Consider the following 25,587-nt stretch of genomic DNA (forward strand, 5'->3'; position numbering starts at 1 on the left):
GCTGACCCAAACATCAGAGGCCGTATTGCCGCGGTCGAGCAGCCCTCCTCTCAATCTCGCACCATTGTTGGCGGCGACATCTTTCGCCTTCCACTTTTGGATCAGCAGGAATTCCGACCGACGAAAATATGCGAATTATAGCGGAAGAACGAGATGGAGAGATATGTTCACAAGATCGTTCCATCACCTTGCCGCGTCGCTTTGGTGGACTTCAGCGTCTATCGGGCGTAATCGCTCTCGCGCTACAGTTTTGTCCGCTTGTCTTTCCAACCTTCGTGGATGCGATCAGCGAGAAGATCCGCCTTTGCTCCGTTGGCATTGCGCTGCTTTGGAACTGCCGTCATTGTTGCGTTCGGAATATGGCCTGACATCGGCAGATAATCGGCATTCTGAAATATACCGTCAAAGCGACCGAATAGAACGTCAATCGCGTCAGCCTGAGTGATACAATGTTAAGGCAACTGGATCGTTTTGGCATCGAGTAAGCGGCACGAGCTCATCCGTTTCATTAATCTGGAGGGCTAATTCACGATGGGACACATGGAGCCCGGCGCAACCCACGCCGCCTGCACCCCGTCCGCGATATCGTATCTTCGTGAGATATCATTAGAATGGAAATAATTCCTGCCGATATCGGCTATAGGCACGGGTGTCCTTTTCATCTCGATAGCCAGGAATTATTTATGGGTCATGGCATATACTCCTCTCTCTGGCCTCTCCCTTCGCGACATTGAATATGTCGTTGCCGTCGATGACCTGCGGAACTTCTCCCGCGCTGCAGAGCGTTGCGGGGTGAGTCAGGCCGGGCTTTCGGAACAAGTCCGCAAGCTCGAGCTGCTTTTGGGCGTAACGGTGTTCGAGCGGTCGCGACGCCATGTGTCTCCCACGCCAGAGGGCGCACGCCTGATCGCTATTGGCCGCGAGGTTCTCGCCTCCGCGCGTATGTTGCTCGACGTAGCGCGGAGCCGGACCGGGCCGCTCGACGGTCCTTTGCGCATCGGTGTCATCGCAACCCTCGGCCCTTATTACGTGCCAGGCCTGCTATCGAGCCTGCGGTCACAGTATCCGCAGCTCGCATTGCGATTGACGGAAAATATGACCGGGCCGCTGCTTCTGAAATTACGCCAGAACGAACTCGATCTCGCGCTCCTATCCCTGCCGCTCGCCTCGGAAACCCTGGTCAGCGAACAGGTCTTCGTAGAACCCTTCCTCGGCGTATTCCCAAAGGGTCATGCGTTGGCCGAACATGATTCTCTACCTCTGGACCGGTTAGATGGGCCGGAGCTTATCCTTCTTGAGGACGGGCACTGCCTGCGCGAGCAGGCGTTGTCGCTCTGCGGCGCCCAGTCGAGTCACGACGGCGATTCACGGCTGGCGACCAGCCTCGAGATGCTATGGCACATGATCGCGGCTGGGGAAGGATATTCACTGATCCCGCGGCTCGCTCTGGCTAACCGCACGCAGCTTGCGGATCTCGTGGGAATCCGCGAGTTGGACCATCAGGCGTCCCGCTTGATTGGACTGGTCTGGCGCCGATCGGATCCGCGCGGCCCTGCCTTCAGCGACTTCGCGCGGTTCCTGCGCGCCAACTGCCCAGAAGGCTGTACACCGGTCGATCCCGCCGCGTGATTTAGCACTACAGTTGCATTTCATTGCGCGATTAGTACGATCACCGGTGTCGTCACGTTAACTTTGTCTGGCCTTAACTTGTCCTCAGATGATATTTTCAAGTCTGGAACGCGGTAGCGTTACTCCAGTGAGCGAGCGCCCTGAGAATGTACAGATGTCGGGTGATGGCGTCGTCGATTGAGTCTAGTGGGGCGAAGACATTACGGACGGCAGAGAAGATGGCGGCAACGCGGTGACAGTCAAAAACTAACGAAACTTTTTGAGTATAACAACGTTTTCGTAACGAAATATACGGATTTTCCACCCTCCTGTTCGGGCGTTTATGAGAGCTGTGTTCCACACAGGGCATGACCTGACTTCTAGCTGCACCGTATGATTTTAGTTTGTACGTAATCATGCGTTTTGGTATGATGCCCTGCTTCTCGCGAAGCTGTCTCGCCGCCCTCGTATTGCGTCATGTTTACAGAATTACAGTGAGAATGATGCCGTCCTGATCAACGGACCGCCACAGCTAATGAAGCTGACCAAGGATCAAGATCCCAACGTCGTTCAGATGCGAGACGTCGCCTGGAGCAGTGCGGCTTGAGGCGTAGTCTGCGCGCAGACGTTGCACCAAACTTGTTACTCCAGCGCCACGTATGTCTTATACGACACGACAATTCCGTGTTCGAGGAGCATCTCTTCGATCACGTGGAAGTTCAACGAGAGCCGGAAATACAACCACACAGCATGTGCAATCGGAATCGGCTCACACGGAAAACGATGACGTTTGTCACTCACCGCGGACGTGCCCATTGCGTCCAGTTTGCTACAACAGAATTAACGTGACAGCACTGCCTTACGTGCTCTGCCGTGAACAGGCGGGCCGAGACGTCAGCTCGACGGTGGCAAGAAAATAATGGGCAGGAAACGACACATCTCTGTCGATGCGAATGGACAACGAATGGCGGCCTTGTTCGGGTTGCATCGATTCCTACTGAAACTCTATGGTCAGGCAGTCTATCAGGGGACGAAATTTAAGCAGGGACCAGCCCATATCTATACGTCGAAATCGTGCGACGATACGGCTCGGAAGGTTCGTAATGTCGCTCACGTGCTGAATTATCGAACGCAAGTCAGCTAATTCAATCGTTGCCGGCGCCAGAGCAAAGATTGGGTAGGCCTCAAACGGAATGCCCTAGCTTTTCCTCCGACAGGCGTCAGACACATGATACTCTGGACGTTTTGTAATCATATATCATTATTTCGAACGATTTGTGCGAGGTTGGGGCGTCAAAAGGATCCCGTACGAATCAAATCCCCGTTCGAAACCATGCGTTCGCGGGCGCGTCGGCTCACATTCAGGTGCGGTCGCTTCCATTTTCCGTAGACCCATTGCTGGACACCATACCATAGAGGTTGCTCCCATAATCGAGAACATCATATGCTTTGGAAGCACGATTAAGTATCGTATTCATAATTGACTCGGTGGACGATTTGGAAGCTGCCTCGGTCGCTTCTGTACCCGCTCTGGCCGCAGTTTCGGCAACATCCAACTCCGGCGCGGCCTCGGGGGCAACAATCAGGGCCGCGTCGCTAGCGATGCCGGTCAGCACCCCCCCTAGGTCACATAGCCCGGCTTTCGCATTCCCCTTGGCAAACTGGTCTATTGCACCTACGCCATTTGTAAGAGGCGAAACAAGAGATCCCATGAAATTGGCAACATCAGCCTCGAACTTGCTCCATCCCTTAGAAGCGGATGTGCTGCCACGATCGATCGTTCCTTGTCCATACTCAGCCTCGAAAGTTTGATTATCTTTACTGGATACTTTACCTTCTCCTATGCCGCCTATCTGGCTACCGAGCATGGCTGCGTCGGCGTCAGAAAAACTTCCATCACCATACTGCTGCTCTTCCTGGCCAAGTGCAACCAGATCCTCCGCCATGGCATTGCCATCCTTAGATCTGGCATCCTTGGCGAACTGTTCTGCAGCTTCTGGATCTGTTCTATCGAGATCCGACATCGCCTGCTGCACACCGGACTGCAGCGCCCCCTGCCCGGCCTGGAGAATGTTTTCCTTTGCCATGCCGTCGGATGTCTTCGACTTGATTCCCTTGACCATCTGCCAGAGCGGTGAAGAAGATTCGATGAATTTCAGAAAGCCATGTGTGGCCCGCGTCTGCCCGCCTTTGATGTATGTCCCCCCAAGAGCATCCTCGGCGTCGTCACGGACGTGTCCGTTGACCTTGCCTCCGCCATTCTGATTTGCCAGCGATTGGGCGCCAGATACCGCAGCAATAGCCTGATCCTTCGTCAGGACCCGTTCTTTGTACGCCTTCAGTTCGTCCTCGACCAGCTTGTTGCCATTGCCGGACTGCCCGTCTGTCATAATTTCGGCAAACAATTTGGGGTCGTCATGCTGCAAGGTGTCCAAGCCTTGCTCAAGATTTCTATTGTAGGCGGCGTTTTTGTTCGTTTTCCCGGACTGTATGGCAGCAGCACTATCCTGCGCAACCATGCCCGAAGTTCCGAGTGCCGTATCGATTTTCATGCTGCCTCACGGGTTCCTCAGGTTGCCGCGTCGTTCTCCGCGTCAGAAACCGGCCAAAGGCAGACCCTGAGCATTCCGCGAAGCCATAGCGGGGCAGGTTAGAGGCTAACGCTGACGCAAACCTGACGAACATTTAACACAGACGACTTCTGCCTTCTGTTTTGACTGACGCCAGCTGCGCTAATACGCTGCGCAAGCGATGATGCGCGGAATCTTGCTAAAAAGGATCGCAGCTTTTCATGAGCACCCAAACGTCACGATGTTGGCATGCTGTTCGTTCTTTCCCCCTAGCATTCAGGTTGCACGACCTGATTCTCCGACTGACCTTTTTTGCGGGTCTGCTTGCGGCCTGCGCTCTCGGAGGGTGTCAGACGGTCGTGTCGCAAAGCGTAGTTGATGCGACGCGGGAGCAGCAGGTGGCCCAGGATCCCGGCGCGATGGCTAGGATTGGCGCGGCCGCGCGCGCGCAGAACGACCTACGCACCGCGAGCAGCTTCTATGCCCGAGCCGTCAGTCTGCGCCCGCATGATGTGTCATTCGTCGCTCCTTACGCAGAGACACTTGCCGCCAATGGCCGTATGGATGACGCCATCGCGGCTGCGCGAATGGCCTTGGCAGATATCACCGATGAGCGGCAGGTGCGCCTGACGCTGCTCCTGGCGCGGCTTTATTGCCAGTCCGGTCGCTCACAGGAAGCCGTTGTACTCCTCAATTCACAGATCGCACGCTATCCTGATCGTGCAGATCTGCAGATCGGTCTCGGCATCGCGCTGGATCTCAGCAATGATTTCCTGGGGGCGCAAGCGGCCTATGCGCAAGCACTGCGGAGGGATACTGACAATCTCGCCGCACAGAACAACCGAGCTTTGTCACAGGGCCTGGCGGGTCAGCAGGATGAGGCCTTGCGATCCTTGCAGCGTCTGCGCAATACCGCTGTAGAACGGGGAATGCCGCAGACGGATATCTCAACGATCGATGGTAAACATGGCCATTATTTACGCCCTGCAGGGAGATTTGCAGAAGGCCCGGCGGAGCGGTCTAAGCGTGAGCAACGATCCGAACGGCGTTCGGGAGAATACTCGTTTTTACTCGCTTTTGGCTCCGTCCTCCAGCGATTCCGCCCCCGCGTTGTCCGACTGAGGACCTACTCCCCTATTCGGGCCCCGCGTGACCGCCGAAGAGGCATCTGCCGGAGCCGTCATGCTTCCGGCCCCACCTCCCGGCGACCCTGTTTCCACAGGTGTGCGTCTCTGGTGATTGTCCTGATCCAGACCCGCCTCCCAGAGCTGCACGACCTTGGCGAAACGTGCACCGTTTGCCGGACCAAGGTGTGCCGGGTTGACCAGATCACCCGGATTATCCAGTTCTTCACCCAAGGCACGGCTTTGGGTGCAATGTCCCAAAGCGGACAAGCTATTCGTCACGTCACCAAACCAAGAGCGACGCAACGCGGTGTCGCAATCGGGTGCGACGAGCGTGTATTCTATCAAGACCAGCATGCCCGCAGTGTCTCGCACTGTCGTAATGCGCGCCGGATCGACACCATCTTCGATCAAAACCTGCTCGATGCGCCCGGACACTCTGATGTCGTCGCTAGCGATCAAGGCGTGGAGCCTCCCGACACGACTGAACTGCCCGACAGCCTCGTTGACGCCCGCATTCAGCATTCCTGGGTAAAGGTCCAGCCGACGTTCTTTCACGCTTAACCCCAAAGGCGGCGATGCAGCTTTCTGGATAGCCTGATTTTCATTGCACGATGCGACAAACAGCAAACAAGGGAGGCCCCAGACCGCACGGCGCGTAGACTTTACCTTCATGGGTAAATGAACCCGCCAGCGCCATAAAGTCTGGGGGCACGTTCCGGATCGATTGCCGCCTTACTGGCCGCCGATACCCGATTCAGCAACAGTGATTCCAGCGCGGAGGTCGGACGAATGTAATCCGTCGGTAATTGGGGCACATGATCGGACGGATGTACGACATAGGCCGTCACGACAATAATCAGTTCGCTTTCATTTCTCTGGAATGATGTCGACCGAAACAACGCGCCCAAAACGGGCAGATCCCCCAGTCCCGGCACCTTGGATATCGAATTCTGGGCGTTATTGGATATCAGGCCACCGATTGCAAAACTTTGCCCGGAGGCGAGCTGTATTGTCGTCTCCGCACGATTGGTTCGAATGGCAGGTACACTTGAACCTGATGTTCCCGGAAGGGAATAGGCGCCATCGGCCGTAGCTGTCGTAACGTTACTAACTTCAGGCGCTACATGCATGGATATTGTACCGTCCGAGAGAACCGTCGGGGTGAAAGCGATACTGACCCCGTAATTCTGATAAGAAATGCCCACCGTGCCAAATCCCTGCGGGATCGGCACGGGGAATTGCCCGCCTGACAGGAAGGTTGCGGACTCTCCGGACATCGTCGTCAGATTCGGTTCGGCCAGCATCGTGGCCAGACCTTCCGACGCCATGGCGTCAAGCGTCCCAGCGACAGAACCGCGCCCATTGGTATAACTGCCAGACAGCGTATTGTAACTGTTTTCCGCTTGGGAAATAACATTGGGCGCGCCGCTAAGCCCTCCGGTCGCCGCCCCCAATGCGAACGATCCAACATTGCTGAATACCGTGCTCCAGTCAAAGCCGAGCTCTTGTGAGACACTGCGCTGCACCTCGGCTACGCGCACACGCAGGCTGACTTGCACTGGGGCCGCGATGGCAAGACGATTCACGACCTGACCGTTCGGGCCGGCGTATTGATGGGCCAGTTGGTCAATCCGCGCCGCTGCCCTGGCGTCGGGGACCCTCCCCGACACGACCACACCTTGCGGTGAAGGCTGCATCCTGACGATCCGCGCGCCTTCAGCGGAAACAATATCGTTCATGGCGGTCATGTCCGGCGTGACCGTGACATTACGCGAAAGCACGGGCCTGCCTGCATCATCCAGAACGACGAGTGTTGTGTGCCCAGGCTTCTTCCCGAACGCATAAAGCATGTCATGTCCGACATACTGAATATCCATGATCGCAGGGTCCGCGATCATGATATTTTCGGCTGGAGCAGACAGATGCAGCAAGTCGCTACCGCCGACGCGCAATACCAAAGACCCTCCGGGACGGGCTGTATCCGTAGAGCGTGGGCCACGCGAGTGAGACGTCAGAACGCCTGATTGCTCTTCGTTGGGCTGGTTCTGCGCATGCGCCGGCCTGTTGGCAGAATCAATTGCAGAAAGTACCATGCCGTAGAAAAGAAATAAAAATATAGAAGTTTTTTTTGAAATGTCATTTATTTTCCAAATTTTCAATTTGATAAGGTAAATCAAAATGAAACAAAAAAAGCGGTATTTTATCTAAACACTTGTTATCATGATCTGTTTTCACAACACGAAACTGAAACACGTTGCCGGTCGGTTCTCGACGGCAAACGGGTCTGTGACGGGGCCTTATTTTCATCGCACGGGGCGAGCCTGTATCCCACGCCCCTGATCGTCTGTATCGTTAAAGACGTTTTGAAATTAAGAAGTTGTCGACGGATGCGGCTAATACGTACCTCGAGAGAGTTTGGACAATATCCCCCCCATGCGCCATATACGTCATGCTCCAGACTGGCACGCGGAACCACCCGCCCCGCGCGCCGCATCAACGACTCCAATATAGCAGTTTCACGGCGTTGCATGGAAATTACAACGCCTCCGATTCGGACCTCGCGAGTCAGCCTGCAGAGTTCAAGGCCAAAAAATTCGTAGCATTGCGGGCGACATTCATGCGGCCGCCTCAGCAGCGCCCGCACGCGGGCGATCAGTTCGCGCGCATTAATATCCGGCGAGACGCTATCGTCCGCTCCCACCTCCAGAGCTTCGATCCGATCTACAGAATGTTCGGCCATCACGATCACAAAGGAGCTTTCAGCAACCTGACCACGACCGGTCTGTCGCTTTACCCATTCGATGGAATTGCCGTCCAACTGAGTTCGTCCCATTAGAATCAAATCATAATGATTAGCCCGAAGAGCTTCACCTGCTTCGGCAAGGGTGTTGAAATAATCGACTCCATACCCGGAGGATTCCAAAACATGAACAATTTTTCTAGAATGATTGCTATCCTGATGAACAACCATGTGTCTCATGATTTTAGCCCCTTGCCGGATACCGTTTTCGATGAAAACGAGAACTCCCGCGACATTCCGTGGTCACACGACTGATTATGACTGAAGAGCGCTTGCCGGAATGGCTCCCGGTTCAAATCCGATTGGACCAATCGGATGAACCGGAAAATCGGCAGCAAGATCCTGATAAGACAGCACACCACAATCAAGGCCATTGCGCGTCAGAAATCCACGCAAGAAGCGACGAACATCGAGTGATGTAATTATAACTGGCTTTATATATTCATCATTTTTTTCAGTTTGTAGTTTTTTCTGAATATATGAAGGAGCTTTTGCGACATATCGGCATCCAGGGCCAAGTATGTGCCCCCCTGTGTTTCGCGCAAAGCCTGCCTTAGAATCTGCTCTGTGTCCTGCGTCACTACCAGCGCTGAGATTGCCTTTTGACTTCCAGCATAGTGATGGCAAAACTGTCTCGACAATGCGTGCCGGACATGTTCGACCAACATGAGGGAACGATTCTCATTTTCTCCCCACTCGATAAGTGTTTCGAGAATGAGGCGTGTATTTTTAAGTGAAACACCTTCCTCCGCCAAACGCCTCAAGATATCTGAAATGCGTTGAATCGGGACAATACGGGTCGCTTCGCGCACCAGGTCTTCATAATCCGGTTCCAGACGTTGAATAATCCGCTTTGTTTCTTGCAGGCCTATGAGTCTGTATGCATTCTTCCGCAACTCCATTCGAAATCGGTATGCGATGGCGCCGACGGCGTCCAAGTATCCGATCCCGGCGGATCGAAGGCGCGCTTCGTGTGTCTTTGCAATCCAGACCGATTGTTCGTTGCTCAGCAGCGGCAATCCGCTCTCGCCTTCCACACCCACCAGATCAAGATGAACAGGATCGTCGTGCAGCAGCAAATAGTCCGGCTTCAGATCGTGCTCTTCAGCAGGGACGTCTTCCAGATCGATCGAAAATCGGGTATCCGCTCCGGCATGTCCCACGCGGATATATGGTTTCGGGCAAAACAGTCCAAGTTCAGCTTCAATTTCCCCCGACGTTATCGCCAAATAGCGCTCCAGGCGTGTGATATCGAGGGAGCTATAAAGTTTTTCCGCTAATGTAACCGCGACGAGGGGCGTCACCATGTGAGGAGACATCGGATCAATGGTCCTGGTTTCCACGATATTATCACAGTATGTTTCTGTTTTTGATTTTACTTTATCGGCATGAAAATACTGCCGTAGCTTCCACCAATCTGGACGACTGCCCAAAAAGAAAGCCAGAGCTAGACATAAGAAAACAGGCTTCGGAAATCCGGGGACCAACGCCATGCAGAGCAGCGTGCCCGATGCAACCGCCAAAGCCCTTCGGCTGGCCGTCAATTGACCGACCATCGCACGGCCGACGTCTAATCCATGCCCACCAACACGGGTGACCACGATTGCCGCTGTGATGGACAGCAGCAGCGCGGGTATATGCGCGACCAGAGCATCGCCAACCGTCAACAGGGTATAAGTCTGCATGGCTTGTCTCGCGGACATCCCGTTCTGGCCCATTCCGATACTGATACCCCCCACCAGATTGACGATGATGATGATCAGCCCCGCGATTGCGTCTCCTTTGACGAATTTCAGCGCGCCATCCATCGCACCATGCAGGGCGCTCTCGCTGTCGATTTCCTGCCTTCTGCGTCGGGCTTCCGTCTGGTCTATGTCCCCCGACCGCACATCGCTATCGATCGCCATCTGCTTTCCGGGCATGGCGTCCAGCGTGAAGCGCGCACCCACTTCAGCAACGCGTTCCGTGCCTTTTGTGACAACGATAAACTGCACCGTGGTCACAATGGCGAAAACGACAAGCCCAACGACGACGTTCCCACCGATCACGAGCTCGCCGAATGTTTCAACTATGGATCCTGCATCTCCGGTGGTGAGAATAAATCGGGTGACAGTCACTTCCAATGCCAGGCGAAATACGGTTGAAACCAAGATGATCCCCGGCAGAGACGTCAGATCCAGCGGTGATTTCAGGTAAACAGCCACCATCAGGAGCAAGACTGAGAGCGAAAGATTGCATCCGATCAGAATATCGGCCAATGCGGCTGGCATCGGCATGATCAGCATGGCGACAGTCAGCACCAGCACAGCGACCAGGGCTAGATCCTGCCGTCCACTTACCGTCCGAAAAAAATCCAGTATCGGTTTCATGACGGCTGGACTCCAGCCGATTGAATATAGGCGAGGAAGCATTTGCGGGCTTCATGAATCCGCCCCAGGCCATGCACGGCTCGTGCGCGCATCAACAAATCACCCGGCTGCTTCATATCTGGCATTCTGTCGATACGGTCGAGAACAATCAGAGCCAATTCAGCCCGCCCGATAGTCGTGTAGACGTGGGCAAGAAGACGCAAACACACGCAGTCGTCGGGGCTTTCCGCCGTGACCAGTAGTAGTAGAGGCAGAGCCCGCCACGCTCGGTCGCGGCACGTATAAAGATAGGCGATCGAGAGCAGCAGATCCCGCTGAGCGCTGTCCATGACGCTAACCGTCTATCAGACTGTCTTTCTGCGCCAACATGGCTTCGAGATTTCTCAGTTCAAGACGGATTGCTTCTAAACTTCCAGGTACGGCAGGCGCCTCATCGAGGCGCGTCGTCATGCGGGCCTCCAGTCGACGCAACAATGCTTGTCGCTCCGATGTGCGTAGAATTCTGGAATTACTGACCCGCGGCATAATATGCACGAACAAGGCCCCGATCAGCGTCGGAGGCTCGATACCTTGCGCGGTGTTCACCGACACATCGCGCGTAGAAATGGCAGCGTAGAAGTGACCTAGATCAGCAGCGGCGACTGCATCTCGGGACTCTGCCAGCTCTCTTGCGATAGCATGGTCCAAACGTACAGATGACTGATCCGTTATTGCAGACAAAATATGCCTCGTATTTTTATCAATATTTGAAAATTAGAATTTCCTTGTCACGTCGCGCCGTAATTTGATGGGGTGATATGGCCACGATACGTGTGCCGGGAAGGACTTCGGCCCCAATGAAATAGGTTTGATCGTGGATTGTTATGCTCGGGTTCTCCCCTTCCCAAACTGATTGAATCGGTAGCGTGACCGCCTCCGGGTTCCGCACATTGATTCGCGAAATCAGGACATAGCGCCCCTTGAACTCTGTATCAAACCATATCTCTATATTTCTTAGTGTAACAAGATCTGCATCTGACACATTGCCATCGATCCTGACGACCCCTGCAGACGCCGAAACACGAACGCCTCCGATACCCATGGCCTTGACGCGATCGGAAAGGCTTTCGACAAGTTCTTTTTCTGAAAATGCTTTTTTTACGTAATAGGATTTCGCGGCAGTCAACATTTCACTTGGTGCTGCAGCGTGGTGATAGCCAAGATTCTGCGTTTGATTTTTTTTTGTGGAATTTTTGATTACACTCAACGAGAGTGCCGCCCCAACGATCCCGACGATCAAGGGGAGCGTATAACGGCCACTCTTGAGGAAGGCGGAGGTGGTTCGCGCCGATGGCGCATGAAGCGCGCTTTGCGCCTGCTCCGGCACGATATCCATAGCGACCGCCAGTTCGACGGATCCGATAGATATGATGGCAGGAATCGAAAGCGCCTGCTTCTGTCCCGCGGCAAGCGCCTTGCCCTCCACGGTGACTCCATCAGCAAGCGCGCGCACACTTAGCAGACCGTCACTATCGCGATCAAAAGATAGATGCTCGACCGCCACGCCGTCGTCAGCAAAAAAAATATTTGACGATCCGCCAGAGCCCAGCGTGAGTGGGCGCTCATCGATCCAACAATCTGCATCGATGTGGACCCCCGTCAGAACGCGGAGACGACACCGTCCAGAGTGTGGCAGCGCAAGTAATGACATGTCTCTTCAGCCGACGAACCGGGCGCCGCCACATCTGGGCAGCACCCGGCTTATAGGCACATCAGTCCTTGGAGAAAGCCTGCTTTGCATTGCTGGCCATCGTCTGTTCAAAGTTGTTGGCCAAGGCCTGTGCATTGGAGATTTTCGACATCTCGAACTGTGCCTGCAGGTTCTGGTCTTCCATAGCCTGCGACTGCTGCATGATCGACGACATCGTTGCATCCAAACCGGAGATAGAGCTACTCATTATATGTACCTTTCTTTGTGATTAAACGATTTTATCTAAGGCGAACAAAGTGCCTACCTGTGTGAAGCCTTTGCGAAAGCGCTAGGCGCTCTGGCTCGCACCCAGTTCCAGACCGACCTGCTGCAGGGTCGCAGAAAGTTGCCCCGCCATCTGCTTCAGGTTGGCATTGTTGGAAGATACGTCCCCCAGACCGGGGTTAACACCTGATCCCGCGGAGAAGTTCGTCGGCGCATCGTTCGAAGCGCTCAGCGCCATCTGCAACTGCGCCGCGGCAATGCCAGGATCGACATAACCTCTACTCAGATCGCTCAGAAGGTCATTTGCTGCGTCCGAGACCATGCTGTTACCGCTCTGCTGAGCCTCTTGCGACAGTGCATTCAGATTATTGGCAATCGATTGGGTGGACTGCCCCGATGCCAGCTGCAGAATGATTGCATTGATATTGTTCTGTATTGGATTTACGCTTTGCCCTTGCTCGGCAGCTTCAATCGCAGCGCCTGAACCCTGCTGATTGTAGGTCCCGTTCGCAAGACTGGCAGCGACGTTTGACGCGGCATTTGCGTCAACGCCATTACCGGCCTGCTGCGCCTCCTGGGCCACGACCTGCGCATATCGCTGCAGGGTATTGCCGTTGGTCCCCGTTCCATTCACCAACTGCTGCAACGTCTGCATATCTTGCTGCAGATTACCTGTCAGAGCGATGCCGGCAACCTGCACGCCACCGTTTGACGCCCCGTAGGCTTGAAGCGAAGACGCCGCTCTATTGTTGTCGAGTGTACCCGCATTCGCCTGACGGGCGAGTTGACTGGCCAGACTAGCCAATCCACTGTTCCCGGCATTAGAGGCCTCTTTAGCGAGGCTGTTTAGATTGTTGGCGATTGATTGATTGGACTGACCGGATTTCAACTGATTCATGATCACGCCGACATTGTTGGTCAGCGCGTCTACGCCCTGCCCTTGCAAAGCCGCGGTGATTGCATTGGAACTGCCCTGCTGGCTGTATGTTCCGTCAGACAGGCTGGCTCCAATATTATGCGCAACATTACCATCCAGTCCGCGCCCTTGTTTCTGGGCTTCCTCCGCAACGGAATAGGCGTATTGCTGCAGGGTGTTTCCGTTGGTCCCAACGCCGTTCACCAGTTGCTGCAGCGTTTGCATGTCCTGGTTCAGGTTGCCGGATAGAGTCAGGCCGGTGTTACCGACAGGCGTTCCGGCTCCACCCGATTGCGTCGGCGCCGACGTGGCGCTTCCCTGGCTGGAAGCGCCCGACTTTGCCATTTGCGCATAGGCCTGAGACAGCGTCGCAGCGATTTCGGAGGCCAAAGTTTCCAGCGGGGCATTGTTGCTCGTCGCTGACTGGGAAGCCGCCGTGAATTGAGATAAGGAGGACACGAAGTCCGTTCCATCAGGCGACGAATTCGTGGGATTAGCCGCATAAAGATCGGAATACGACAAACCGCCGTCCAAAACTCCGCCTGCTGAACTGCTCATTCTACCTAATCCCCAAAGGCAAGGTTCGTTCCACACTCTGGAGCAATGCCCTGCGTTTCTGACAATACGATCAAGTCATCCAATCCGCGTTATTCGACGGCGAATGAGCGGAGGTTAACGCATCAAACTGACCAAAACCTGACACGAAAGAATAGAATGTTCGGACAAAAGAACGTCCCTTTAGCTCAATGGATTAATTTTAGAAAAAATGTAATATATTTTTGTTTTTTACAAATGTTTTATAGAAAAAAACATTATCCTGCGCACCTGCCACAGTGATGCTTAGGGGACGGAAACGTGCTCGACAGAGTCGGCTCGGTAGATCGTAACGCTCTTGTCATGCGTACGCTCTAGCGATGCAAGCTCCTGCGTCACGATCTCGATCAGACGTGGCGGACCAAACACATGAACATGTTTGCCGTCGCCAGACAGATGGATCGGATAACGCGAATCTGAAATTTTCTGCGCGGCGAGGTCGCGCACAAGCACGTCGTAGGCGCCCCCATCCAGGGGCAGATCCTGATCGCGCGTCAATTGCTCTGGTGTCACGTGAAGGACCTGACCGTCAAAATACCAGTCAAAATTGTAGGCGGCCGCTAATGTGTCGAGGAATGCTCGTGGCGTGTCAGCAGTAAATCCTCTGCGAATATTTTGTGACAGGTTGTGATCCACATCCACACGCAGGCGGAGCGCCGCACAGAATTGGTGTAGTGCATCCGTGACTGTCCCATTCAGGACCGTGAATCGTCCCTCCGCCGGCAGATTGAGTGGCGCAGCTTGCACCTCAAGCACGGGAAGGACGGAACCGGTCGCAAAACAGAAAAAAGTCAGAATCGCTCTAAAATTCATGATAACGCCCGTCCTCGTGCGGCGCCGCCGCCACCTTGTCGTCGTCCCGTTCAGACCTGCCGCAAGGGGATCGTGGCGAGAGCGTTACAGGTACGAACAAGGTCTGCCAAGCGCTCACAGATGCGGTCAGGTTAAGGTCAGTAACCGCTGTTACGGTTATGCTTCCGCATTGTCGTTCTGATGCAATTCGGACACGAGTTGTTGGAGGATGATGACCATGCCGGCACTAACCGGTCTCGCTGCCATAGCAGCGCCTGCTGATGTCACTCCGTCGGTCCGGTCTCAGCCTGATATCGAATCTAGCACGACCTCCGACGCCACGTTTCAGCTGGACTCTCCGTTGCCTGTCCAGGCGCCGCCCGAAGCCAATCTGAGGGACGCCGCTTCGTTCGTAATGCGGATTCCAAGCGAAGCGACATCGCGCGCCGCGCAGATCGACAACTCACTTTCGCTTGGAGATCGCGTTCTTGCCGGCCTGTGCAAGATCGGCAGCAGTTTCGGCAAACTCGATGCTCTGGCTCCCCAGATTCTCTCGCCGAACTCCGTTCCTTCCTCTACCGGTGCAGCAACAGGACCCGAGCGAAGCACCACTAGTACGGGCGAAAACCCGTCTCTTGGCCTGCCTGCGGGCGGGGCCTCCGGACTTTCCGGGTCTCATGATAAAGATGGCCTATATTTCGACGGAGCTTTGAAATCAGTCGTGCAGCAGGGGGCGGAAATGTATAGACGTTCAATTGAGCTGCAGGTCCAGTTTGCAAACGCCGAATTTGAAACGCATGTCATTACCGTGGCGTCACAGAACATGTCGTCTACCCTTAAGAGTCTGCTGAGTGAAGGTGGCTGAGACAATGCGGCGTCGCGCCACCAGAGCCGTTGGCGCCGCCCTCCTGCTCAGCCTCGCCGCGTGCCAGACCGAACTCTACACCGGCCTTTCAGAGCGCGACGCCATGGCGATGGTCGCTATCCTGCGGCAAAGCGGCATTCCGGCCAACCGAATCATTAGCAAGGACGGCAGCAGCGCCGTCGATGTCAGCGACAGTCAGGTGGCCGAAGCCGTCTCCGTCCTGCGGGCGGCCCATTATCCGCGTAATGAATATGCCAGCATGAGCAAACTGTTTCAGCAACGGGGCTTGATCAGTTCGCCGGGAGCCGAGCGCGCAAAGCTTTATTTCGGCATCAGTCAGGAACTTGAACACACGCTCAATGACATCGATGGTGTCGTTGATGCCCGCGTGCATATCGCGCCTTCTGTTAGCGACCCCGTCACCGGCGCTGAAAAACTGGCGACAGCCGCTGTTGTCTTACGTTACGATTCCGGGGTCGCAATGGACGAACTGCTGCCGAAGATAAAGCTTCTGGTGGCAAACGCAGTCCAGGAGCTGTCTTATGATCGGGTGTCGGTCATTCTCCTGCCGGTCGCCCCGCCTGCGCCTGCGGCTCCCCATCCCGCCCCTGCGCCAAGTCCATGGTTGATCCTCGGGTGGGGGCTGGCCCTGCTCTGGCCTGCGGTCGGAAGCGGATGGTTGCTTTGGCGGCGATATCGCAAACCTTTGGGCAAACCGGCTGCGGCGACATTGACAGCTGTCGTATCCGATCGAGCCGCATGATGTTACCGGACCACTCTCCATCGCTAGAGGGGCTGCATCCATCGCACCTTCAACGCGTGGTGCCGATGTTGCAAAAGCAGACGATCCTGCGACTGCAAGGGTGCTGCCGCCTGACTGAGCGGCTGGCGCAGCATCTGCGGTTGCCGTCCACCTCCCTCAACCCGACAATGCCACAGGGTGCGTTTGACGCTCTAGCCATGCAATCTCATCACCGCGTGGCGCGGGCGGGCCGACATATGGGCGCGCTGGTCTTCGGTCTGCATCTGGCGCGCCAGATCGACGCGACGGACGTTGCGGTCCTCGATCAGGACATCGGCAGAGACGCGCGCCTGTATGGGATCCGGCAGGCGGCGCGCATGAAGGATCGACTGCCGCAGGTGCCGTCCCCGGAAACCCTCGCCGACCTGCGCACCGCAACCGCCGAGTATGGCTGGCGCTGTCTGGTTCGCTGGCGCAATCGTGTGTCGGAACCGTTTCGGGCCGCAGCAACGCTGCGCCTGCCGGCCAAGGGCCTTCCAATTGCGGCTTCTGGAGCGTTTGACGCCCTGATAGCATATACAATCGATATCCTTCTTTCTGATGACTGACAGTGTCGATAAACCTCTCCCGAACGCACCCATCCTGTCCCCTGAGGAACTCACGCGTTGGTGCGATGCGGAAACAGCCTGGAGGATCGCCCGGCAGGACGCTGCGGCCCTTCGGCGGGAAGTCGCCATTCAATGTGAAGCGGCACGGAAGCGGGGCTATGCCGAGGGGATGGAACAGGCCAAAGCTGAGATCGCCCATCACATTCTGGCAACGGCACATGCGGCCGCTTCTGCCTTGCGCGTCATCGAGGAAAGTCTGCCGACACTCGTTGGCGACGTCGTTCAGGAAATGCTGGGTCAGGTTGACCTCTCGGAAGTGCTGCCCATAGCAATTCGGCACGGCGTGGCGAGGGTTCGGCGGGGGACCGAGGTTACGCTCCGTCTGTCGCCGGATTGCGCCCCCCTTCTGAAAACCATGCTCGCGGAATTGCACGATGGCGGAAGCGTCCTTCGTGTAGACGTCGATCCGACACTGGGTCCAGGGCGTTGTGTCCTCGAAAGTGAATTCGGGACGGCGGAGTTGGGGTTGGAGGCCCAAATGCGAGTGCTGCGAGAGCGGCTCATGGCGCCCCTTACCGTTTCGGGGGAGCGCTGACTCATGGGCACGATCTCCTCCCGATCCTCGCGAAAGCTCGCCGCCGCACTCGGTCAGTCCGAAGACACGGAGCGCGCACCTGTTTCTGCGGCGAAAGGCATGACAAGATTTGAATCGACTGCGATCCTGGGCGCGCCGCAGACAGTCAACCCGACAGCAATCTCCGCATCGCGTTCACCCGTGTCCATGGGCCGTGGTCCCATCGAACCTGCGTCACCCCGCCACGGCCAGAAAGCTGGCGCTTCCGCGCGATCCGGCGTCGCACCGTTCGACGCGCCCGCTACCCCCGTCTCGGCAGCCGACCGGGATGCGCAACGCCACCGCCACCCCGCCTTTCTTCGTCCAGCCCAGCGCTCCGAGTGCGTTGCGCCGCCTGATAACCTCGATACGCATACAGAATCCTGGCAGGAACCGCCCCGTCCGGCCAACTCCCTTTGTGACACGCCGGGCACGATCGCTGAGCGCCTGCGGGCTACCGTGCCGCGCTTGCATGCCGCCGCGACCCGTATCGATACTCACCCACTACACGGCCGCGTCGTCGCCGCGACGGGCACGATCATCCGTGCGATCCTGCCCAATGTGCCGATCGGTGACTTATGCATCCTGCGCGACGCCGAACGAGGCTGGAGCATGAATGCCGAAGTGGTCGGCCTGACCGGTCGTGAGGTCCTGCTTTCTCCCATGGGAGGGCTCGATGGCATTTCCGCCGACACACTTGTCATTCCGACCGGCACGCGCCGCCTGTTCCCCGTGGGTGAGCGCTTGCTGGGCCGTGTGTTGGATGCCCGGGGAGAACCGATGGATGGTCTCGGCCCCCTGCCGCCGGGGCCATCCGCTCCCCTTCAAGCATCGCCGCCCCCGGCGATGACCCGGCAAATGATCAATCGTCCGCTTCCCATCGGAGTTCGGGCGATCGACGGCCTACTGACATGTGGCGAGGGCCAGCGCCTCGGTATCTACGGCGAAGCTGGCGCCGGAAAATCCACGTTGATGTCAGCCATCGTCAAAGGTAGCGCCGCCGACGTAGCCGTGGTGGCGCTGGTCGGCGAACGGGGACGCGAAGTGCGTGAGTTTGTCGAACATAACCTTGGTGCGGAAGGACTGGCGCGCTCGGTCGTCGTCGTCGCCACCGCCGACCGACCGGCTGCAGAACGCGTCGCCTGCGCCCAGGCCGGGACCGCTATCGCGGAGAATTTTCGCGACCAGGGCCTGCGTGTCTTGCTGTTTGTCGACAACGTGACCCGCTTTGCTCGGGCCCTGCGTGAGATTGGGCTTGCCGCTGGCGAACCTCCGACGCGGCGTGGTTTTCCGCCATCGGTGTTCACGGCCTTGCCGCAGCTTTTGGAGCGCGCCGGAATGGGCGCGCGTGGCTCCATCACGGCATTTTACGCCGTGCTGGTCGAGGACGGACAGGGCGACCCGATCGCCGAGGAAACGCGTGGCATTCTGGACGGTCACATCATCCTGTCGCGCGCGCTGGCCGCATCCGGGCACTATCCAGCCATCGACATCCTGGCCAGTCGTTCTCGCGTCATGAACATGGTCAGTGACGCGGCCCATCAGGCTGAGGCCGCCCGGTTGCGCAGCTTGTGGGCCCGCTATCAGGACGTGGCGTTCCTGCTTCAGGTCGGGGAATACAAGCCGGGGGGCGACCCGTTAGCCGATGAGGCCATTGCGAAGATCGACGCCATGCGTGCGTTCCTGAGCCAGGGTAACGACGACCGTGTGTCGTTCGAGGAAATGCGGGCATGCATGGCGCACCTTCTGGCTTGACGCCCGACCTCGCCGAACGGCTGCTCCGCCTGCGCAACCTGCGTCTACAGAATGTTGCGCAGGCAGCCGTGGCGGCGCGCCGCCAAACCATGGCGACCGAGCAGGCTGCGTGGGAGGCCGAACAGCATGCGGCCTCGCATTGCGCAACGTGGCAGGACGCAGAAGCCAGTCATGCGCGCAAGCTGACGGAACAGATCGTCGCGGCCCATGCCCTGCAAAGCACCCGGACCCGGCTCGACGTCATGGCCGATGAAGCCGCTCGTCTTAACGACACTCTGCGGGAGAAAGAACGGGACCTGCACGATGCCCTCCGGAAGCAGAGGGAGGCCCTCACTTTGTCCACTGTGACCGAGCAGCGCCGTAATCAGGCCCAGGATCTGCTGAACCACGCGCTCTTGGCCCGGGAAACCGAGCGTGACGCCATGGAGGAGCACGAGCAGGAAGATCTGACGCTCGCGCGCAGCTGCCTGTCACGACCCGGCATGAACGGGTCATGATCGCTGTGCCAAACATTCTACGACCGTCTGACCCAGCGCCCGCCGTCACGCTCTGGCGCCCGTCGCGATGGCCCTTCAGTCCGATCATCGCGCCCCTTCTAGGTCGGCAGGCCGTCTCTTTGCCGCTAGACGCCACGGGCGCCCGAGAATCTCTGAGCCTGCGCTTCATCGCTCCGTTTCAGCCCACGGGTGACTACCTGCGCATAACTTTTACGGTCGGGGACGAGTTGGGCTTATGCGTCCTACCTTGCGATTTTGTGCATCTGCTGTTGCGCCTGGCTGAGCCGCATCCACGATCGCAGTTGGACACGCCGGTGGCCATCTTGTTGCTGGAAATGTTGTTCGATACGCCGCTGACCCAGCTTGAATATCGTTTACAACGCCGGATCACCGTGACCGATCCCGCCGTTCACGAGCAGGATCCCGGCGCCGTTTTCGGAGTAACGGTGGGCGTGCATGCTAGCGTCAACGATTGTGATCATTTCGATTTTCTGTTGTCACTGCCGTCAGGTCTCATGAGCCATGTTGTCACGCTAGCTCCGCCTCTGACGCAACGTTTGCCCGTACCGCCTGTCAAGCTGGCGGTACGTCTGGCGGAGGTCGCGCTCGACGCCGCCGATTTCCGCCGCCTGGGCCCTGGGTGGGCAGTCGTCATCGGGGCAAACCCGCCCCGGCACACCATGCTCGTCGCGGGCGAGGCTTTATACGCCCGTATCGAGACAAACAGCGGAAACCTTACCTGCACGACCCCTTTTCGCCTGCTCAAGGCGACGGAAGACAATGACATGACGGCAGAACCAGCCTCCGATCAGCCCAGCCATGACGACGGAGTGGAGACGACGATCCTGTCGGAGCTTCGCGTGACCCTGACATTCGAGGTCGGCCGCAGATATGTCACACTGTCCGAACTGGAGGGCATCGGTATCGGACACCTTGTCGATATAGGCCCGCTGGGCGATCACATCGTGACGGTCCTCGCCAATGGTCACCGCGTCGGTGAGGGCGAACTGGTCGAGATCGGGCAATCTCTGGCCGTCCGGCTGACACGGATCGTCGCGAGATGATTGCATCCGCTAATCTGGTCACGGCTCTCGCTCTGACATTTGCCTTTGCTATCCTGACGCTTGCGGTAATTTCCGTCACAGCTTTCGTCAAGATCTCTGTCGTCTTGTTCCTGCTACGCACCGCTCTGGGAATCCAGCAGTCTCCGCCCAATGTCGTGCTGTATTCGATTGCCTTGATCCTGACCGTCTTTATCTCCGCCCCCATGGGACGCGATATTTATCAAGCAATCTCGGAAACAGATCGGAAATACGAAACCGTCACCGATTATCTCGATGCCTATAACCGTGCGCAGGCTCCCCTCACCCAGCGCCTGCTGCACTATACCCAGCCGCGGGAGCGTGCATTCTTCCTGAATGCGACAGAACGTTTGTGGCCCGAGGACATGCGATCCGGCCTGAATGCGGACTCCCTTCCCGTCCTGGTCCCAGCGTATCTGACAGCGGAATTGAGGCGCGCCTTCGAAATCGGCTTTCTGATCTACCTGCCCTTCATCGTTATCGATCTGGTCGTCACCACCATTCTCATTGCCATGGGCATGTCACAGGTGCAGCCCAACACGATCGCGACGCCGCTGAAGCTCCTGCTGTTTGTCCTGGCCGGTGGCTGGTCCCGGCTGCTTCACGGACTCGTACTCAGCTATGTCTAGGGGTATCGCAATGGGCGTCGTCGATGGATGACAGCACCCTCACGCAGCAGCTTTCGGACGCGCTGTTTCTTTTTGCCTCTATCGCGGGTCCGCCGCTGGCCGTTGCCGTCGTTGTCGGGTTGATCATTGGCCTGTTGCAGGCTGTCACCCAGCTTCAAGATCAGACAATGCCGCTGACCTTCAAGGTCGTCGCCGTCTGCGCGACGCTTTTGATTATGGCAACGTCGCTCTTTCCACCACTTCTAACATTTACTGAGAATATGTTTGATGATTTTCCGGCCATGACCAAGTTTTGAGGCTATGCTTTCCTCGACTTGGGAAGATCTTCTCGCTGCACTTACCCTGGCCATGGCACGTCCGACCGGCGCCGCACTGGTCCTGCCAATCTTCACCCGCGCGCAGCTCGGCGGCCCGATCCGGGGGGCTTTTGCCTTCGCGCTCTGTTTGCCCGCAGCGCCAGGCATCTATGAATCGTTGATGGTCACGCCACAATCGACGCCCGCCCTGGCCCTTATGACCGCCAGGGAGATGGTCATCGGACTGATGGTCGGTCTGGTCGTCGGCCTGCCGATCTGGGCCATTCAGAGCATTGGCGAGTTTATTGATACCCAGCGCAGCGCGACGCAGGGTCAGACCTCGGAATCCGGCACTGGTGGGCAGGAATCCCTCTCCGCAGTGCTGCTGTCAATGATGGCCATCGCGTTGTTCGTCATGGAAAACGGGCTGGGCTTACTGAATCGGACGCTGATCGAATCCGAGCTGTTGTGGCCACCTCTTTCCCTGACCCTAATCCCGCAACCCGGCTTCGGCATGTCGCTTTTGGGACTGCTTGACGGATTGACACGGACCTCGCTGACCGTCGCTGCTCCGATCATGTTAGCCATGATCTTGTGCGACGCCTGTGTGATCCTCCTGATGCGCGCGATTCCCAAACTGCATCTTTACGATATTGCGCCGACCTTGAGAAACCTCGCATTCGTCATGATGATGATGCTGTATTCAGGCTGGTTACTTGCCTATGCGCGTCGAGGCATGGGGGGCGAGCATCATATCATCGAGCTGCTCAGGACGATCCTCACGCCATGAGCGTCGCCAGCAGCGAAGAGAAATCGCTCCCAGCCTCAGCCAGGAAGCTTGCTAATCAACGCAAAAAAGGCCATGTCGCCAGAGCCCCAGAGATGCAATCGGCCATCGTCTCGATCACCCTGATGGGATGGCTAGTATCGACAGCCCCGTCACTAAGCAAGGCGGCCCAGGATCTGTTTCAAACGACAGGGCAGGCCCTGCAATTAGAATTCCCGGTAGCCATCAATACGATACTGATTTCTTCACGTACGCTCCTGCTACACTTTGCCCTTCTGCCGTTGTCGATTGCCTTTGTTGCCGCCTTCTTGGCAGGTTTCATTAACAACCGAGGCTTCATTTTCGCCCTCACGCCGGTCGTTCCCACGCCCGACAAGATCAATCCCCTGACGGGCTTCAAGAATCTTTTTAAAATCAATAATTTTGTCGATCTCGGTATGGCCGTGCTGAAGGCCTTTCTATTCGGCGCGGCCCTGATCGTCATTGGACTGCACACTGTTGACGATCTGATGCGCGTTCCGGAACTTCCGCTTGCCGGATTACCGAGCGTCCTGCACGATATGCTGCTTCCGATGATTGGACCGGCTTGCGGCTGCTACCTTGTTTTCGGAATCGTCGACATGCTGATCAAACGTGCGCTTTTTCTCAAGGAAATGCGCATGACGCAGACTGAAGCGAAAAACGAACGCAAGGACATGACGGGCAACCCCCAGATCAAGCGTCAGCGACATCGACTTGCTGCAGAAAATCGACGGAATCCGGCCCGTATCGGTCCGGCCCGCGCAACTTTGATGATCTGCTGCCCGGATCTGAGCGTGGGACTGCGCTACAAGCCTGGCGAAACATCGGTCCCACGGATCGTGTGCATCGGACGAGCCGCACGATCTGCTGATTTTCGGCGGATCGCCCATGAAAATCGCACACCGATCTGCTGGGATCAGGAATTGGCACAGAATCTGGCTCGTGAGTTCAAGCCCGGTATGACCATCACACAAGCGTACTTCACATCCGTCGCCCGGGTGATTCAGACAACACCCCCGCCGTGAGCATATCTAGCAGTCGCGGCGGTCAGGATGAAATCAGTTAAGCAGATTACTGTTCGGCACAATCCCGACAAAGTCGGGTCGTTTCTCGGGCTACTTGTCGGAAGACGCAGGTTCCATGATCGACAATATGACAAATGGTGTGGCGCTCGCGCGCATCGCCGACACGGCCATTTCAGACAAGAACTCCAATGACACACAGAGTCTTCTACGGGAAATACAGGAATTGACCGAACTCTTTGAGGAAATTCTTGCCAAGGAAGGTGGTCAAAAGACCGGAAATGGCGGTGACCCCGCAGAATCATCCCTGGCGAAGGGATTAGGCGCAGTTGCACCATTTGCAGATATCAGCAAGACACCTGTCAATACACCGGCTCCGTCCCCCGCCGGTTTGGCGGCGACGCCCCTGAACGCGACACCACCTGCGATGGTGCAGGTTGCTTTGCCACTATCGCCTTTCGACAAGACGACCCTGGCCAATTCGGCGCTAACCGCCGGATCGTCAGACGCTGGGGCCTCCTGTACCTCGGCGGGCTCGGGCAATAATGCCATGGTCATTACAAACACTAGCAATCATGATGAAAAAATTGGCCAATTCCTAAATGGTGGCTCTATCACCCAACCCGCGGCCGAAATAGACCTCAAGCCGGGCCAGACAGGCACATTGCGATACCAGAACGGAGAAGGTGGCTTCGATGCCGAGGCCAATTCCTCTGGACAATTCCAACCTACCGCCAGTCGCCTGGAGTTCTACGCGGACAGCAAGGGCATGAATAACGACGACGTCAGCTATATCGACGGGGACAATGCTGCGATTTCCGTCAATGACGGGCACGGTCGTTTCGCTGGGGAAACCCAGAGCATGGCATTCTCTGCGCCATCCGATATCGTCTCACGCGACTCTGGGGGACTTCCGACTATAACGGGATGGTACGATGGCAGCACCCAAGCGATGCAGGCAGGGGGCGCCTACATACAGGACAAGCTTGGCGGAACTGGCGCCGCTTACATCCATCCTGACGACGATCGGAATGCAACGGAAAAAAATCCTATGACGATGGAGCAGGATTCATCGGCAACGTACTACGTTGAGTTCGGTGAAGCCTGATTTTCCAAACACCCAAGGCGCTGCGAATTTCAGCCTCTCCATTATGATGCTCAAGTCAGGTTATCGACAGCCTGACGTGTCATATCCATCGAGGAAGAAATTGCAATTTGCGTTGCCCAAATAAACAATCATGTTGATAGACAGAATCACATCAGCGGGAGATCACAATGACCAGTAGCATTCATCGAAGCAACAGCTCTGCATCTCTCGAATCATTTCATTCTGCCAGAACGTCGGCCCCGGCGGGGAACGAAGGTGAAGGATTCGAACTGCCACGTCCTTTATTGACAGGATCGCATGAACATCGCACGGAGAGTGGGCTTGCAACACCCGTGCATCCGCTAACGACTCTGGCCGATGGCGCAGGGGAAGTTGCGGAAGAAGGCGGCGCCGCACTCGAAATGAACCCGAAGGACAATAATAATTTACTAGGCATCTTCAAGAAACATAATGGTGAAAGTCTCATGGACTTTGGGGACCGGTTTGATAAGAGCCTGAAGCCACTCACCGTCAGCACGGCTCTGCTTTCCCAGCTTACCGCCCTCGCCAATTTCGGAATGTCGGCGGATTCATTTTCTGAAAAGCAAAATTCCTCTTCTTCCGAAAGTGGCGCTCCCGACGCAAATCCCGCATCGGGAGCCGAGAACCAAAGTTCATAAGGCGATTCTAACTGTCTAAATTTCGACATTTGTCGGTGAGGACTCTATACGAATTCTCTCAATATGTTTTACCGTCACCGCGGATTCGGCTCCTGTGAGACACATCCGTCGCAGTGCCCGAGTCTGCGGGCCATTACTTTGCGATTACAAATCTGCAATCGTGATCGATCGAA

24 protein-coding genes are annotated in these 25,587 nt (G+C 56.6%); 15 read left to right on the top strand and 9 right to left on the bottom strand.

Annotated elements, in window-relative coordinates:
* The first annotated feature begins 690 nt into the window (after positions 1-690).
* Positions 691-1,629 (top strand): LysR substrate-binding domain-containing protein, encoded by a 939-nt coding sequence (locus J2D73_RS11570; RefSeq protein ID WP_207881705.1) that lies wholly within the window; start codon positions 691-693, stop codon positions 1,627-1,629.
* 1,340 nt (positions 1,630-2,969) lie between these two features.
* Here J2D73_RS11570 and J2D73_RS11575 read toward each other — a convergent pair.
* The gene (locus tag J2D73_RS11575) at positions 2,970-4,160 is read right to left on the bottom strand and encodes a hypothetical protein (RefSeq protein ID WP_207881706.1); all 1,191 of its coding nucleotides are present in this window, start codon (positions 4,158-4,160) and stop codon (positions 2,970-2,972) included.
* 239 nt (positions 4,161-4,399) lie between these two features.
* Between J2D73_RS11575 and J2D73_RS11580 the strand changes: the two genes are divergently transcribed.
* Positions 4,400-5,866, top strand: coding sequence for a tetratricopeptide repeat protein (locus J2D73_RS11580; protein ID WP_207881707.1), 1,467 nt, complete (start codon positions 4,400-4,402; stop codon positions 5,864-5,866).
* A 107-nt stretch (positions 5,867-5,973) separates the two neighbouring features.
* Here the strand turns inward: J2D73_RS11580 and J2D73_RS11585 are convergent, their stop codons facing one another.
* The 8 genes from J2D73_RS11585 to J2D73_RS11620 form a co-directional block, all read right to left on the bottom strand.
* Positions 5,974-7,482 (bottom strand): type II and III secretion system protein family protein, encoded by a 1,509-nt coding sequence (locus tag J2D73_RS11585; RefSeq protein WP_207881708.1) that lies wholly within the window; start codon positions 7,480-7,482, stop codon positions 5,974-5,976.
* Positions 7,483-7,523: 41 nt separating this feature from the next.
* Positions 7,524-8,285, bottom strand: coding sequence for a response regulator transcription factor (locus J2D73_RS11590; protein ID WP_207881709.1), 762 nt, complete (start codon positions 8,283-8,285; stop codon positions 7,524-7,526).
* Between the two features lie 254 nt (positions 8,286-8,539).
* Positions 8,540-10,474, bottom strand: a complete 1,935-nt coding sequence (gene sctV / locus J2D73_RS11595; protein ID WP_207881710.1) for a type III secretion system export apparatus subunit SctV — start codon at positions 10,472-10,474, stop codon at positions 8,540-8,542.
* Complete coding sequence (locus J2D73_RS11600; protein ID WP_207881711.1) at positions 10,471-10,803, bottom strand: hypothetical protein; 333 nt, start codon at positions 10,801-10,803, stop codon at positions 10,471-10,473. The genes sctV and J2D73_RS11600 overlap by 4 nt, the downstream gene beginning before the upstream one ends.
* A 410-nt stretch (positions 10,804-11,213) precedes the next feature.
* Complete coding sequence (locus tag J2D73_RS11605) at positions 11,214-12,164, bottom strand: SctD/MshK family protein (protein WP_207881712.1); 951 nt, start codon at positions 12,162-12,164, stop codon at positions 11,214-11,216.
* Between the two features lie 61 nt (positions 12,165-12,225).
* Entirely contained in the window at positions 12,226-12,411 is a 186-nt protein-coding gene (locus J2D73_RS11610; protein ID WP_207881713.1) for a hypothetical protein, read from the bottom strand.
* A gap of 81 nt (positions 12,412-12,492) precedes the next feature.
* Entirely contained in the window at positions 12,493-13,902 is a 1,410-nt protein-coding gene (locus tag J2D73_RS11615; protein ID WP_207881714.1) for a hypothetical protein, read from the bottom strand.
* A 282-nt stretch (positions 13,903-14,184) separates the two neighbouring features.
* Positions 14,185-14,751 carry a hypothetical protein gene (locus J2D73_RS11620; protein ID WP_207881715.1) on the bottom strand — a complete coding sequence of 189 codons (567 nt, stop codon included), beginning with the start codon at positions 14,749-14,751 and terminating at the stop codon, positions 14,185-14,187.
* 217 nt (positions 14,752-14,968) lie between these two features.
* On the opposite strand from J2D73_RS11620, the gene J2D73_RS11625 reads away from it, so the two are divergent.
* From J2D73_RS11625 to J2D73_RS11685, 13 genes are all read left to right on the top strand, one after another.
* Positions 14,969-15,595: a hypothetical protein gene (locus tag J2D73_RS11625; protein WP_207881716.1), complete on the top strand. Its 627-nt coding sequence runs from the start codon at positions 14,969-14,971 to the stop codon at positions 15,593-15,595.
* A gap of 4 nt (positions 15,596-15,599) precedes the next feature.
* Positions 15,600-16,358 (top strand): type III secretion system inner membrane ring lipoprotein SctJ, encoded by a 759-nt coding sequence (gene sctJ, locus J2D73_RS11630; RefSeq protein WP_207881717.1) that lies wholly within the window; start codon positions 15,600-15,602, stop codon positions 16,356-16,358.
* Positions 16,355-16,945 (top strand): hypothetical protein, encoded by a 591-nt coding sequence (locus J2D73_RS11635; protein ID WP_207881718.1) that lies wholly within the window; start codon positions 16,355-16,357, stop codon positions 16,943-16,945. Before sctJ ends, J2D73_RS11635 begins: the two co-directional genes overlap by 4 nt.
* On the top strand, positions 16,938-17,540 hold the full coding sequence (gene sctL / locus J2D73_RS11640; protein WP_207881719.1) for a type III secretion system stator protein SctL: 603 nt from the start codon (positions 16,938-16,940) through the stop codon (positions 17,538-17,540). Before J2D73_RS11635 ends, sctL begins: the two co-directional genes overlap by 8 nt.
* 3 nt (positions 17,541-17,543) lie before the next feature.
* Positions 17,544-19,313, top strand: coding sequence for a FliI/YscN family ATPase (locus J2D73_RS11645; RefSeq protein WP_243429887.1), 1,770 nt, complete (start codon positions 17,544-17,546; stop codon positions 19,311-19,313).
* The gene (locus J2D73_RS11650) at positions 19,289-19,810 is read left to right on the top strand and encodes a hypothetical protein (protein ID WP_207881720.1); all 522 of its coding nucleotides are present in this window, start codon (positions 19,289-19,291) and stop codon (positions 19,808-19,810) included. The genes J2D73_RS11645 and J2D73_RS11650 overlap by 25 nt, the downstream gene beginning before the upstream one ends.
* Entirely contained in the window at positions 19,807-20,874 is a 1,068-nt protein-coding gene (locus tag J2D73_RS11655; protein ID WP_207881721.1) for a FliM/FliN family flagellar motor switch protein, read from the top strand. Before J2D73_RS11650 ends, J2D73_RS11655 begins: the two co-directional genes overlap by 4 nt.
* Positions 20,871-21,521 (top strand): type III secretion system export apparatus subunit SctR, encoded by a 651-nt coding sequence (gene sctR / locus J2D73_RS11660; protein WP_207881722.1) that lies wholly within the window; start codon positions 20,871-20,873, stop codon positions 21,519-21,521. Before J2D73_RS11655 ends, sctR begins: the two co-directional genes overlap by 4 nt.
* Positions 21,522-21,544: 23 nt before the next feature.
* Positions 21,545-21,817 carry an EscS/YscS/HrcS family type III secretion system export apparatus protein gene (locus tag J2D73_RS11665; RefSeq protein WP_207881723.1) on the top strand — a complete coding sequence of 91 codons (273 nt, stop codon included), beginning with the start codon at positions 21,545-21,547 and terminating at the stop codon, positions 21,815-21,817.
* A 4-nt stretch (positions 21,818-21,821) separates the two neighbouring features.
* Positions 21,822-22,607, top strand: coding sequence for a type III secretion system export apparatus subunit SctT (sctT, locus tag J2D73_RS11670; protein ID WP_207881724.1), 786 nt, complete (start codon positions 21,822-21,824; stop codon positions 22,605-22,607).
* Entirely contained in the window at positions 22,604-23,650 is a 1,047-nt protein-coding gene (locus J2D73_RS11675; protein WP_207881725.1) for an EscU/YscU/HrcU family type III secretion system export apparatus switch protein, read from the top strand. Before sctT ends, J2D73_RS11675 begins: the two co-directional genes overlap by 4 nt.
* A 115-nt stretch (positions 23,651-23,765) precedes the next feature.
* Positions 23,766-24,755, top strand: coding sequence for a hypothetical protein (locus tag J2D73_RS11680; protein WP_207881726.1), 990 nt, complete (start codon positions 23,766-23,768; stop codon positions 24,753-24,755).
* 167 nt (positions 24,756-24,922) lie between these two features.
* Positions 24,923-25,414: a hypothetical protein gene (locus J2D73_RS11685; RefSeq protein WP_207881727.1), complete on the top strand. Its 492-nt coding sequence runs from the start codon at positions 24,923-24,925 to the stop codon at positions 25,412-25,414.
* The last annotated feature ends 173 nt before the right edge of the window (positions 25,415-25,587 follow it).

The organism is Acetobacter sacchari, assembly GCF_017377715.1.
In the GTDB taxonomy this organism is placed as follows: domain Bacteria; phylum Pseudomonadota; class Alphaproteobacteria; order Acetobacterales; family Acetobacteraceae; genus Acetobacter; species Acetobacter sacchari.

Bases quoted from the DNA above. Each gene is read 5' to 3' on its own strand.
- J2D73_RS11570 (WP_207881705.1), top strand. From the start codon at position 691: ATGGCATATACTCCTCTCTCTGGCCTCTCCCTTCGCGACATTGAATAT.
- J2D73_RS11575 (WP_207881706.1), bottom strand. From the start codon at position 4,160: ATGAAAATCGATACGGCACTCGGAACTTCGGGCATGGTTGCGCAGGAT.
- J2D73_RS11580 (WP_207881707.1), top strand. From the start codon at position 4,400: ATGAGCACCCAAACGTCACGATGTTGGCATGCTGTTCGTTCTTTCCCC.
- J2D73_RS11590 (WP_207881709.1), bottom strand. From the start codon at position 8,285: ATGAGACACATGGTTGTTCATCAGGATAGCAATCATTCTAGAAAAATT.
- sctV (WP_207881710.1), bottom strand. From the start codon at position 10,474: ATGAAACCGATACTGGATTTTTTTCGGACGGTAAGTGGACGGCAGGAT.
- J2D73_RS11600 (WP_207881711.1), bottom strand. From the start codon at position 10,803: ATGGACAGCGCTCAGCGGGATCTGCTGCTCTCGATCGCCTATCTTTAT.
- J2D73_RS11605 (WP_207881712.1), bottom strand. From the start codon at position 12,164: ATGTCATTACTTGCGCTGCCACACTCTGGACGGTGTCGTCTCCGCGTT.
- J2D73_RS11610 (WP_207881713.1), bottom strand. From the start codon at position 12,411: ATGAGTAGCTCTATCTCCGGTTTGGATGCAACGATGTCGTCGATCATG.
- J2D73_RS11615 (WP_207881714.1), bottom strand. From the start codon at position 13,902: ATGAGCAGTTCAGCAGGCGGAGTTTTGGACGGCGGTTTGTCGTATTCC.
- J2D73_RS11620 (WP_207881715.1), bottom strand. From the start codon at position 14,751: ATGAATTTTAGAGCGATTCTGACTTTTTTCTGTTTTGCGACCGGTTCC.
- J2D73_RS11625 (WP_207881716.1), top strand. From the start codon at position 14,969: ATGCCGGCACTAACCGGTCTCGCTGCCATAGCAGCGCCTGCTGATGTC.
- sctJ (WP_207881717.1), top strand. From the start codon at position 15,600: ATGCGGCGTCGCGCCACCAGAGCCGTTGGCGCCGCCCTCCTGCTCAGC.
- J2D73_RS11635 (WP_207881718.1), top strand. From the start codon at position 16,355: ATGATGTTACCGGACCACTCTCCATCGCTAGAGGGGCTGCATCCATCG.
- sctL (WP_207881719.1), top strand. From the start codon at position 16,938: ATGACTGACAGTGTCGATAAACCTCTCCCGAACGCACCCATCCTGTCC.
- J2D73_RS11645 (WP_243429887.1), top strand. From the start codon at position 17,544: ATGGGCACGATCTCCTCCCGATCCTCGCGAAAGCTCGCCGCCGCACTC.
- J2D73_RS11650 (WP_207881720.1), top strand. From the start codon at position 19,289: ATGCATGGCGCACCTTCTGGCTTGACGCCCGACCTCGCCGAACGGCTG.
- J2D73_RS11655 (WP_207881721.1), top strand. From the start codon at position 19,807: ATGATCGCTGTGCCAAACATTCTACGACCGTCTGACCCAGCGCCCGCC.
- sctR (WP_207881722.1), top strand. From the start codon at position 20,871: ATGATTGCATCCGCTAATCTGGTCACGGCTCTCGCTCTGACATTTGCC.
- J2D73_RS11665 (WP_207881723.1), top strand. From the start codon at position 21,545: ATGGATGACAGCACCCTCACGCAGCAGCTTTCGGACGCGCTGTTTCTT.
- sctT (WP_207881724.1), top strand. From the start codon at position 21,822: ATGCTTTCCTCGACTTGGGAAGATCTTCTCGCTGCACTTACCCTGGCC.
- J2D73_RS11675 (WP_207881725.1), top strand. From the start codon at position 22,604: ATGAGCGTCGCCAGCAGCGAAGAGAAATCGCTCCCAGCCTCAGCCAGG.
- J2D73_RS11680 (WP_207881726.1), top strand. From the start codon at position 23,766: ATGATCGACAATATGACAAATGGTGTGGCGCTCGCGCGCATCGCCGAC.
- J2D73_RS11685 (WP_207881727.1), top strand. From the start codon at position 24,923: ATGACCAGTAGCATTCATCGAAGCAACAGCTCTGCATCTCTCGAATCA.